At 32.7% G+C, this 12,600-nt stretch carries 6 protein-coding genes; all 6 read left to right on the forward strand.

Annotation, left to right across the window (positions count from 1 at the left end):
* The first annotated feature begins 154 nt into the window (after positions 1 to 154).
* The 6 genes from Q0891_RS04930 (at position 155) to Q0891_RS04955 (ending at position 12,599) form a co-directional block, all read left to right on the forward strand.
* Positions 155 to 1,597 (forward strand): DASS family sodium-coupled anion symporter, encoded by a 1,443-nt coding sequence (locus tag Q0891_RS04930; RefSeq protein ID WP_299099328.1) that lies wholly within the window; start codon positions 155 to 157, stop codon positions 1,595 to 1,597.
* Positions 1,598 to 1,735: 138 nt separating this feature from the next.
* The gene (locus tag Q0891_RS04935) at positions 1,736 to 4,528 is read left to right on the forward strand and encodes a LuxR C-terminal-related transcriptional regulator (protein ID WP_299099330.1); all 2,793 of its coding nucleotides are present in this window, start codon (positions 1,736 to 1,738) and stop codon (positions 4,526 to 4,528) included.
* 253 nt (positions 4,529 to 4,781) lie between these two features.
* Positions 4,782 to 7,817 (forward strand): TonB-dependent receptor, encoded by a 3,036-nt coding sequence (locus Q0891_RS04940; RefSeq protein WP_299099332.1) that lies wholly within the window; start codon positions 4,782 to 4,784, stop codon positions 7,815 to 7,817.
* A 15-nt stretch (positions 7,818 to 7,832) separates the two neighbouring features.
* Positions 7,833 to 9,368, forward strand: coding sequence for a RagB/SusD family nutrient uptake outer membrane protein (locus Q0891_RS04945; protein WP_299099334.1), 1,536 nt, complete (start codon positions 7,833 to 7,835; stop codon positions 9,366 to 9,368).
* 11 nt (positions 9,369 to 9,379) lie between these two features.
* Positions 9,380 to 11,122 carry a LamG domain-containing protein gene (locus Q0891_RS04950; RefSeq protein ID WP_299099336.1) on the forward strand — a complete coding sequence of 581 codons (1,743 nt, stop codon included), beginning with the start codon at positions 9,380 to 9,382 and terminating at the stop codon, positions 11,120 to 11,122.
* Positions 11,123 to 11,225: 103 nt separating this feature from the next.
* On the forward strand, positions 11,226 to 12,599 hold the full coding sequence (locus Q0891_RS04955) for a glucoamylase family protein (protein ID WP_299099338.1): 1,374 nt from the start codon (positions 11,226 to 11,228) through the stop codon (positions 12,597 to 12,599).
* The last annotated feature ends 1 nt before the right edge of the window (position 12,600 follow it).

Genomic DNA, 12,600 nt, shown 5'->3' on the forward strand with positions numbered 1-12,600 from the left:
TATCAGTATTTATTTTGAATATTCAATTAATATGTACCTATTGTTTTTCTAATTGTATTGAAATAGAGTCGTTTTTATAATTTTTAGTTTTCAACAACATATTTCTCTATTGAAAAATTATCTTAATATTTTAGTACTTATATAATTCTTATAAATGAGTTTATCAAAGAAAAAAATAGGATTATTCTTAGGTCCAATTGCTTTCATTTTCATCAAATTGTTTTTTAATCCGGAAGGGTTAGATGCTACAGCAAATGCGGTTTTGGCATCAACGATTTGGATTGCAATCTGGTGGATAACAGAGGCTATAGCTATACCTGCAACTGCATTACTACCCATTGTGTTGTTTCCTTTGTCTGGCGGATTGTCTTTAAGTGAAACAACGGCTTCTTATGGACATAAGTATATTTTTTTATTTGTAGGAGGTTTTATTTTGGCAATAGCTATAGAGAAATGGAATTTACATAAACGAATTGCTCTAAACATTATCAAAGTAGTTGGTACTAATATTAGTAGAATTATTTTAGGTTTTATGGTGGCAACTGCCCTATTGTCAATGTGGATTTCTAATACAGCTACGGCTGTAATGATTTTGCCAGTAGGTATTGCTATAGTTTTGCACCTTCAGGATAACCCAGAAACTAAAGAAAACGAGAATTTAATTTTTGGGAAGGCATTAATGTTGGCAATTGCATACAGTGCGTCAATTGGTGGTATGGCAACATTAATTGGCACACCTCCTAATTTAGTATTGGCAGGTGTTGTAGAAAATACATATAATACCGAAATTACATTTTCTCAATGGTTTGCTTTTGGTTTTCCTATCAGCATAATACTTTTAATTATATGCTGGTTTTATTTAACTCGAATTGCATTTAAATTTAAACAAAAAGAGTTTCCTGGAGGAAAACAAGAAATAGATAAGCAATTGGCAGCATTAGGAAAAATGACCTACGAAGAAAAGGCTGTATTAATTATTTTTTCAATTACTGCTATTGCTTGGATCGCTAGATCTTTCTTATTGGTAAAGTGGTTACCTGCAATTGATGATACAATTATTGGAATGATCGCATCTATGGTTTTGTTTTTAATTCCGAGTAAATTGAAAAACTCAGCATTAGTAAATTGGGAAGATGCTGTTAAATTGCCTTGGGGAATTCTTCTGCTTTTTGGTGGAGGTATGGCATTAGCTAGTGGTTTTGAGTCATCTGGTTTAGCTGCTTGGATAGGAAATCAATTGACGACCTTAATAGGTGTTTCTGTATTTGTAGTATTAATTGTTTTAATTTCATCGGTAAATTTTCTCACGGAAATCACATCTAATATGGCAACAACCGCGATGTTATTACCAGTATTAGTATCATTAGCAGTTATTCTAGATATTCATCCCTATATCTTATTAGTTAGTGCTACAGTAGCAGCATCTTGTGCTTTTATGCTGCCCGTTGCAACACCACCAAACGCGGTTGTATTTGGTTCTGGTTATTTAAAAATTAGTGATATGGTAAGAAAAGGAATTTGGATGAATTTAATTTCAATTGTTATCCTCACATTATTTGTTTATTTCATCTTACCATTAATCTGGAATTTAAATTAATATGAATCAATAAATTACAGGTTTGATCTATTGGAGAAAACGTTTTACAATTACCATTTTTTGTTCAAAGCATATATTCTTAGTTTATAATTATTACTTTTAAATCGTTTTCAATACAAATGAGTCATCGCAAAAAAAATGATTAAACGTTTTACATATATAAGTCTTCTTATCTCTTGTTTATTTTTTTTTAAAGCGAATGCTCAGTTTTCACCTCAAATTCAAAATTATAGTTTAGCAGAATATAAAGCCGCTAATCAAAACTGGGATATTACACGTTCTGAGGATGGCTATGTTTATGTCGCAAATAATAATGGGCTTTTGGTTTATGATGCCTTAAACTGGAAGTTTTATCAATTACCAAATAAAACAACTGTACGTTCAGTTTTTGCACATAACGATCTCATATTTACAGGATCCTATGAGGAGTTTGGCTATTGGAAAAAAGATGAATTTGGGATTTTAAATTACAACTCCCTTAGTGATGATATTATAGACCTTATTTCACCAAATGAAGAAATTTGGCAAATTGTAAAAATTAAAGACAAAATTATCTTTAGGTCTTTTCTAAATATTTATATCTATGATTTTAAGAAAGTAGTTCAATTAAGGCCTATGTCTGCTATAATTTCTTGCAATGTTGTAGATGATAAACTGTACGTTTGTACTTTAAATAAAGGTATTTTTTCTTTAGAAAGTGATGAATTAAAACCTTTTTATTTTGATGAACAATTAGCCGATACTAAAATAGTGTCACTAACTAAATTTAAAGATGGATTACTGGTCTTGACTTCACTAAAAGGTAGTTATTATTTGTATAATAATGAATTAAAGCCGGCTGGTTTTGAGATTGATAAAGAAATAAAACAGCATCAGCTCAATAAATTTGCACAGTTAACTAATGGAGAAATGGTATTTGGGACCATTAAAGATGGCGTGATAATTACAGATTCTCAAGGGAAATTTAAATCTCATGTTAGTAAGGAGAATGGGCTGTTAAATAATACGGTTTTAGGCCAATTTATAGATGCATCCAATAACTTATGGTTAGGTTTAGATAATGGGATTTCAAAAATTGACTTAGATAGTCAGCATTATTTTTATAATGATCAATCAGGAAAACTTGGTGCTGTGTATGATGTATTGCGGTATAAAGGATCTATTTACATAGGAAGTAATACAGGACTCTTTAGGTTAGATGAAAATGAAAGCCTACAATTTATTGAAGGATCTCAGGGTCAAGTTTGGGATTTAAAAATTATTGAAGATCAATTATTTTGTGGGCACAATGAAGGAACATTTATTGTAGATGGCGATCAATTAACCTTAATTTCGGATTTTACAGGAGGTTGGACAATTAAAAAAGTTCCAGAAAGTAGTCATACCTACATTCAAGGAACTTATACAGGCCTTGTAAAGTTTAAAAAAAACAATGATAAATGGATTGTAAAACATTTAGGTAAAACCACAATTCCATCTCGTTTTCTAGTTTTTGAAAATCCTAATACAGCTTGGGTCGCACATGCTTACAAAGGGTTGTATAGAATTAAATTTGATGCAAATTATGATTCAATTTCTAGTGTTAAATCATATAGTAATAAAGGAATAGTTTCAGATTTTAATCTAAGGGTTTATAATATAAAGAACAATATAAGTTTTAAAACAAATGATGGTTGGCAAAAATATGAGCCAATTATTGACTCCATTATTCCGTACAATTTGCTTAATGAAAAATTTGGGAAAGAAAGCTATATAATTTCTGAAGAAGATACCAATCAAATAGCGCTTATAAATAAAGAAGGTGTTATTAGCTTAAAAACATTAAATAATAATACGGATAGTATAACGTTTGGCAACCGAAGAATTAAAAATCGTTATGTAGTCGGTTATGAGAATGTTTCTAAAATTGAAGATTCCATTTATGGCCTTAATTTGGTGAATGGTTTCATGATGATGGAGAATAGTTTTAAAAAGAATCTCGAATTAGTGAAACCTAAAATTCAATCTATTTCAATAAATAAAAAATCAATAGTTCTTCCGTCTGATAATGAATCTATCACATTAGAGTACGGAGAAAATTTAGAATTAGAACTCACATCACCAAAATCTAATAATCATTATTTTGAATATAACTTGTCTAATAATGAAGATAATTGGTATAGAGTTGATAACAATACCATTGAGCTTACTAATTTAATAGAAGGTGATTATAAAATCAAGTTCGTAGCAAATAACGACTTTGGAAATGTTTCGCCAATACAAAGCTTTGAATTCGAAATAAAACCACCTTGGTATAGAGGTGCATTAGGAATTTTACTCTATATCTTAATTTTTGCACTTGCAATTATTGGCTTCTTCTATGTACAGAAGAGAAAAGTATTAAGGCAACAGCGACTTATTAAAATTAAATATCAAAAAGAACAACAAAAATTATTGAGGGAGAAAACACTGGAGAATGAAAAACGAATTGTGCAATTAAAAAACGATGCCCTTCAAAATGATATAAAGCTAAAAAGTAAACAATTAGCAAATAATGCTATGGCTTTAGTTAAAAAGAATGAGTCCTTGCAAGAAATCAAAAAGGAATTAATGATTAATAAAGATGGCTTTCAAAATTACTACGCCTATAAAAAACTTTTAAAACGCGTGGATAATTCTATTGTGTTAAAAGACGAATGGGAAGTTTTTGAGTACAATTTTAATCAAGTGCACGATGAGTTTTTTGTGAAGTTAAAGCAACAAAACCCAAAATTAACACCAAAGGATTTAAAAATTTGTGCATACATCAAAATGAATTTATCCTCTAAGGAGATTGCACCTTTATTAAACATCTCTGTGAGAGGTGTAGAAACACATCGTTATAGACTTAAAAAGAAATTAAATTTAGAAAATGATACTTCTATAGTGGATTATTTATTGAATATTAAATAATCAACACTCTATTTTATCAATTAAGTAATTATTCACTACGTCATTACTACGTCATTCTGTTAAATAACGTGTATCTACAACGTTTTTTTAGTAGCTTTAGAGTACGTCAATCTAGGATATTTCTCTAAAATGACTAAAAATAAAATGAGTGACGTATTTAAAATGTAAATAGATGTTAACAGTATTTAACATTAGGTTATAATTTAGACAAATACAAAAACTAAATAATCAACTCTAATATTTATTAATTTCTATGAAAACAAAATTCAGTTTATTGTTAATGCTGTTTTTTTCAATTTGTGCTTTCGCTCAGCAGATTGAGATTAGCGGAATTGTAACAACCGAAAGTGATGGGATGCCTTTGCCAGGAGCAAATGTCCTAGTACAAGGAACAAGTAGAGGTACTACAACAGATTTTGATGGTAAATTTACTATTAAAGTAACTTCAGGAGAACGCGTTGAGTTTAGCTACATTGGCTTAGAGACTCAAGTAATAGTAATTGAGAACCAAACAGAGCTAACAATTATTCTAAAAGATGACGTAGCTTCATTAAATGAAGTCGTTGTAATAGGTTATGGTACTCAGAAAAAAGAAGATTTAACAGGTGCAATTACTACAGTGAAGTCTGATGACATTGAAAAAACACCTAACAGTAACGTAATGCAATCTTTACAAGGTAAGGTTGCAGGTGTTCAAATTACAAGCAGTGGTTCTCCAGGAGGATCACCAAATGTGAGAGTAAGAGGTGTAAACTCTTATTTAGCAGGTAATAATCCATTATATGTTGTGGATGGTATGTTTTATGACAACATTGATTTTCTAGATTCAAGTCAAATTGAAACCATCTCTGTTTTAAAAGATGCTTCGTCTATTGCTATTTTTGGACAAAGAGGTGTAAATGGTGTTATTATCGTTGAAACAAAAAATGGTAAATTAGAACAAAAACCTGTATTTACTTACACAGGTTATTCAGGGTTTCAAAATGCTCAGAACGTTGTCAAAATGGCTAACGCAGAGCAATTTGTTACTATGGCTTATGAGTCAGGATCACAAGCAGATATTGAGTTTGTAGAAAATGCCATTCAACGTTATGGAAGAAGTAGAGTAAACCCTAATATTCCAGACGTCAACACAGACTGGTATAAAGAAGTATTGCGTGTGGCTCCAATTACTAGTCATGGAATTGGTGTAACAGGTGGAACGGAAAATACAACTTACGGTGTTAATGCTAACTATTTTTCACAAGATGGAATATTAGATATGAAAAATGAATACGAACGTTTCAATATTCAATCTAATGTAGAGATAAAACTTTCTGATCGTATTACTGTAGGTACAAATGCTATTTTTAGTAATGCTACACAGTACAATCCTGAAAATGGTGCATGGTTTCAGGCGTATTTTGCGGTGCCAATATTACCAGTTTATGATTATGTAAATACTGAAGCAGATCCAATTGCTTTTTCAGATGCAACAGCATTAGGTTATCGTGGATCTCAAAATCCGTTTCCTGCAATGACTTTTAATGATAATCAGGTTAAAACCAGAAAAGTTTTAGCAAGTATGTTCTTAGAAGTAGATATAATCACAGATAAACTAAAGTTTAAAACAGCTTATAGCCATGATTATTCTACAGTTTCTGAGCGAAATGTAAGATTACCATTTTTTATATCAGAAAATTCACAGCGTGAGACGTCTTCTATAAGACGAGCTGAATTAAAATTTTCTAATCAATTATGGGATAATACATTGACGTTTAAAGATAGTTTTGGCAATCATAATGTAACCGTAATTGCCGGTACTTCATATCGCGATGATCAATTCAATACGTTTTCGGCAACAGGTAATGATGTTCAAGGAATTGGTCTTGAGAGCTCATGGTATTTAAATTTTGCAGATCCTACAACCTTCAGTAATCAAGTTAATGAAATAGGTGATAGGTTTTATTCATTTGCGCTTTTTGGTAGGTTAGAATATAGTTACAAGGATAAGTATTTATTAAATGCTACACTTAGACATGAAGGTGATGGTAGATTCCCAAAGAAGTTATGGGAAACAACACCATCAGTAGGTCTAGGTTGGGTAATATCTAAAGAAGATTTCTTTGAAGAGAACAACCTTTTTAATTTTTTAAAATTAAGAGCTTCTTGGGGAAAATTAGCTAACGGATCATTAGGTGGAAGTACAGGTACTAGAACGGTATCACAAGTAGTAACCGATATAGGAGATATACCTACAAATGGAATTTTAACGACAAATACGTTTCAAAACTTACGAAGAGAAATCTTGGAAGAAATGAATTTTGGTATTAGCTCACGTTTATTTGATAATAAATTAAGTTTAGAATTAGATTATTACATCAGAGATACGGAAAATCTAGTTTTACCACGAGAAGTGCCTATAACAGCAGAAGTGGTAAATGATAACATTGGCGAAATGAGAAACCAAGGTTTAGAAATAGCTGCTAATTGGAGTCAAACCATAAATGATAATTGGAGTTTTTCTATTGGTGGAAATATTGCAACTTTAAAAAACGAAGTTACTCAGATAAATAGCGAGCAAGGATATTTTGATACCGGAAGTGCAGAATTTCGTCAAAGGCTTATTGTAGGTGAACCTGTCAATGCCTTCTTTGGTTGGGAAGTAGCTGGTGTATATCAAAATGATGAGCAAATTGCATCTAGTGCTACAGCACAGTGCGAATTAACGGAAAATAACAACGAATTAGTTCCAGGGGATTTTATCTATAAAGATCAAAATAATGACGGAAAAATTGATGCAGATGATAGAGTTGTTTTAGGTTCATATTTACCAACGTTTAATTATGGTGGTAACATTAATGTAGCTTACAAAAACTTTGATTTTTCTGTTGCTATTTCTGGTCAAACAGGAAATAGTATTCTAAATAGAAAAAGAGGTGAAGTTATCTTTACTAATGATACAAATGTTGATGCAGAATTCGCAATTAACAGATGGCATGGTGAAGGAACTACGAATTCATTCCCATCATCAGAAGGTCGCAGAAAGGCTTGGAATCAAAAAATGAGTAGCTTCTTTGTTGAAGATGGCGCTTATTTCAGAGTTCAAAACATACAATTAGGTTATAGAATTCCCTCAAGCAGTTTTAAAGGGAAATTTTCGCCAGATGTTAAGGTAACTCTTACTGCTGAACGACCAATTACAATTTTTGATTATAATGGTTTTAATCCTGAAGTGGCAAATGGAGTAGATCGTCAAACCTACCCAGTACCAGCGGTTTATACTTTAGGAGTTAACATTAAAATATAATAAAAAAAGCTAAACATGAAAAATTTAAAACAAGTAACAAAACAGCTGGCTTTAATGTTGGCGGTCTTTACAGCATTCTTTGCTTGTACAGATAAATTAGAAGAAAACGACGGACAACTGGCTGCAGATGATTTAGATTTAACCATTTCAGAAGATATGATTCTTCCACTTATTGGTGCATATTCAGCAGTTTATTCTAGAGGATGGGAAGATCCTTTATTAATAGGTGTGAGAGGTGATGATGTAAACGCAGGTGGATTAGGAGATCAGCCGCAGTTTGCAGATACAGATCTATTTGTATACGACAATGGATTTTGGATGTACAACCAAATATGGGAAAACTTTTATGGAGACATAGTAAGAATTGTTAGTTCACGAGAAACAATTCAAAATTATAAAGATTTTGCTATAGGAGATTACGTTGATAAAGCAGACCAATATATGGCAGAGTGTAAAGTGTTAAGTGGATTTACACATTTTCAAATGTCAAGATTATGGGGAGATATTTTTATCATTAACTCATCTGATATTACATCAGAATTAGAGAATGGAGTAAAAACTAAAGCTGAGGTAATGCAATATATATCGGATTTAATGGATGAAGCAATTCCGTTTTTGCCAAATCAAAGACCTAATGAAAGAGAAGATGTCTCTGCAGGCGTAACTAAATATACGGCATTAGCAATTAAAGCTTTAGCAAATTTAGAATTAGAGAATTACCAAGGTGTAGCAGATGCAACTAGCGAAATTATAAGTTCAGATAAGTTTAATTTATATCCAGATTTTTACGAGTTGTTTAAAAAGCCTGGCGAAAGAAGTAATGAAAACCTTTTTGAGCTTCAATTCTCAGATTACAATACAGAATCAGGAGCTACAAACAATCACTTATATGCGCCATTTGGACCTTCTAGTTGGACACCTGCAGTCTCAACAGCTTCTGGAGGATGGGGTTTTTATGAGCCAAGTTTAAAGTATATCAAGTTTATGATTGATAGAGGTGATCAAACAAGGTTAGTAACTAGTGTGAATTTTACACCAAGAGGAATGGATGAATTAATGTTAGATCCTAATTATGCTACCTTACCTAGCTATATTTCTAATACAACATTAGATGGCGATATATTTAACGATTATCCTAGGGCTATGTTTGGTAGTGGTAAACACTATTTACCATCAAACCAATTAACACCTGGTAGAAATAGTTATGGCTCAAGTAAGAATTTCATTGTAATTAGATATGCAGAAATATTATTAATGCATGCAGAAGCACTGACACAAGGAGCTACTAGTTCTGCGATGACAGCAGATCAAGCTGTTAATATGGTAAGAGGAAGAGTCGGAATGCCTTCACTTACTGGTGTAACAAATGACCAAGTTATGGATGAAAAATTTGCTGAACTTGGTATGGAATGGGGTGTTCGTTATTTTGATATGATTCGATTAAATAAATATGACGAATTAAGCTACGATGGCAGAACTTTTACCGCAGATAAAGAGCTTTTACCTTATCCGCAGAATCAATTGGATTTGTTACCACTTAATAACAATTAAAAAATAAGAAAATGAAAAATATAAAAACATACATATTTGCATTAACGGCTTTGCTAATGTTAGGTTCTTGTTACGAAGGGATTGATCCAATCACAGCGGTAGATCCAGGTAACGATGTTGGAGCACCAGTTATTTCTATTGTAAAACCAAGTGAAGGTTTTGAGATACAAGTGCCAGAACCAGTGACTTCAACAGCAATAGAGTTCAGAGTAGAAGATGACATTGAAATTATGTCAGTTTCTGTAAGTCTAGATGGACAAGTTATTGCAGCTTTCGATTCATTTTTAGACTATAGAATTTTTAATAGTGAATTTGTTTACGATAACATTACAACTGGTGAACACGTATTACAAGTTACTGCTGTAGATATAGTAGGGAATGAAACTATAGCAACGTCAAATTTTAGTAAAGAACCACCTTATACACCACTTTTTAGTGGAGAAACATTTTACATGAATTTTGATGGTAGTTATACTGAATTGGTAACAGTTACGGATGCTACAGAGGTTGGTATGCCAAGTTTTGCTCCAGAAGCTCGTGTGGGTTCAGGTGCTTATGCTGGTGCTACAGATTCTTATTTAACATTCCCGACAAGTGGATTGTTAGGAAATCAATTTAGTGCTTCATTTTGGACCAAAGTTAATGCAGATCCAGACCGTGCAGGTGTCTTAGTTATTGGGCCACCAGATGATGCAAATCCTGATGCCCAAAATAACAGAACAAGTGGATTTAGATTATTTAGAGAAAATGCAGGAGGCATGCAACGTTTTAAGCTTAATGTAGGTAATGGTACTGCAGATTCTTGGTTTGATGGAGGTACTGATGCAGATGTAGACCCAACAACAGATGAGTGGGTACACATTGCATTTACTATTTCAGAATCTGAAGCGGTTGTTTATATCAATGGAGAAGTCGTAAAGCAAGGCACATTAGATGGTGGAGTTGATTGGACTGGTTGTGATGTGCTATCTATAATGTCTGGTGCTCCAAGGTTTTCAGGTTGGGGACATGAATCTGATAGTGGTTATATGGATGATTTAAGATTATTCAATATCGCTTTATCACAAGATGAAATTGTTGGAATGATTGCGCAAAGTGACGAAATTTTTAAACTAGGGTTTAATGGTAGTTATACCGATAGTTACAGTGATGAAGATTGTACAGAAGTAGGAAACCCTTCTTATACAGGATCTAGTGATGCTTATGAAGGAAATAATGCTTATTTAGGTGCAACTGATTCGTATTTAACTTTCCCAACAGCTGGCTTACTAAACGAAGAGTTTTCTGCAGTGTTTAGATACAAAGTAAATGAAACGCCAGATAGAGCAGGTATTTTAGTAATAGGTCCACCAGATGCGGATAATCCAGATGCTCAAAACAATAGATCTAGTGGTTTTAGGTTATTCCGAGAAAATGCAGGTGGATTACAAAGAATAAAATTAAATGCAGGTAACGGCACAGCCGATTCTTGGTTTGATGGTGGTGCAGACGCAGATATTGATCCTACAAGTAACCAATGGCATCAAGTCGCGTTTACAATATCAGCTACAGAATGTGTTGTATATATTGATGGTGTTGTGGTAAAACAAGGCGAATTCTCAGGTATAGATTGGACGGATTGTGATGTGTTATCTATAATGTCTGGAGCACCAAGATTTACAGGATGGAATCATAATTCCGATGAGAGTGCAATGGATGATTTAAGAATATTTAAAAAAGCACTTTCTCACACAGAAATACTTTCAATGCTATAATAGTATTGTCTTTAAATAAGATATTTTGTTTGAATTAGTCTTTATACCTTTAGCTGTATTTGTCTATGATAAATGCAGCTAAAGTTTATCTAAATTTTAGTAAATGAAAAAATCAAAACATATACATTTTGTGATTTTGATAACTGGGCTATTACTCATATTTTCTTGTAGTAATACCAATACCACCAAAGAATTAAGTGAAGCTATACAAGAAGAAAGTGAGTCTTTTAATGAAGAGCTTCTAGATAAAGTTCAACATCAAACATTCAACTATTTTTGGGAAGGTGCAGAGCCTAACTCAGGTTTGGCCAGAGAGCGTATTCATATGGACGATAAGTATCCATCATCTCCAAAAAATACAGTAACAACAGGTGGAAGTGGATTTGGACTAATGGCTATATTGGTTGGTGTAGAAAGGGGTTGGATAACTAAAGAACAAGCTATAAGTAGGTATCATAAAATAGTAAGTTTTTTAGCTAAAGCCGATCGTTTTCATGGTGCTTGGCCACATTGGATCAATGGAGAAACAGGTAAAGTTTACCCTTTCGGAAAAAAGGATAACGGTGGAGATTTAGTTGAAACAGCTTTTCTGATCCAAGGATTACTTACCGTTTCTGAATATTTTAAAGGAACCAATCCTGAAGAATTAGAACTTAGAGATAAAATAGATAAATTATGGAAAACAGTTGAATGGGATTGGTATACAAAAAATGGAGAAGATGTTTTATATTGGCATTGGTCGCCTGAATATGAATGGGAAATGAATTTTCCAGTTGGTGGTTATAATGAATGTTTAATAATGTATGTACTCGCAGCTGCTTCTCCTACACATTCAATTAAAAAATCTGTATACGATAAAGGTTGGGCACGTAACGGAAATATTATTTCTAAAGATTCAATGTATAATTTACCTTTGGTTTTAGATTATTTTGAACATAACGAGGCACAAATAGGACCCCTTTTCTGGGCACACTATTCATACTTAGGATTAGATCCCAATGGGCTTTCAGATCAATATGCAGATTATTGGGAGCTCACTCAAAACCATGCTAAAATTCATTATAAATATGCGGTAGAAAATCCTAAAGAATATAGAGGTTACGGCGAAAATCTTTGGGGACTAACATCGAGCTATTCAATAAAGGGGTATTCGGGTCATAGACCAGGAGCAGATTTAGGCGTTATCTCGCCAACAGCAGCACTTTCTTCATTTCCATATACACCAAAAGAGAGTATGCAAATGCTAAAATATCTATATAAAGAACAAGATTCTTTAATTGGCAAGTATGGACCTTATGATGCCTTTAGCTTGCATGACAAATGGAGCAAACCAAGGTACTTAGCAATAGATCAAGGGCCAATTCCGGTAATGATAGAGAATTATAGAACTGGCTTATTGTGGAATTTGTTTATGAGCAATACAGATGTCAAAGCAGGCTTAGATAAACTAGGCTTTACTTACACTATAAGAGATTAAA

It is taken from the genome of uncultured Winogradskyella sp., from assembly GCF_947498005.1.
GTDB lineage: Bacteria > Bacteroidota > Bacteroidia > Flavobacteriales > Flavobacteriaceae > Winogradskyella.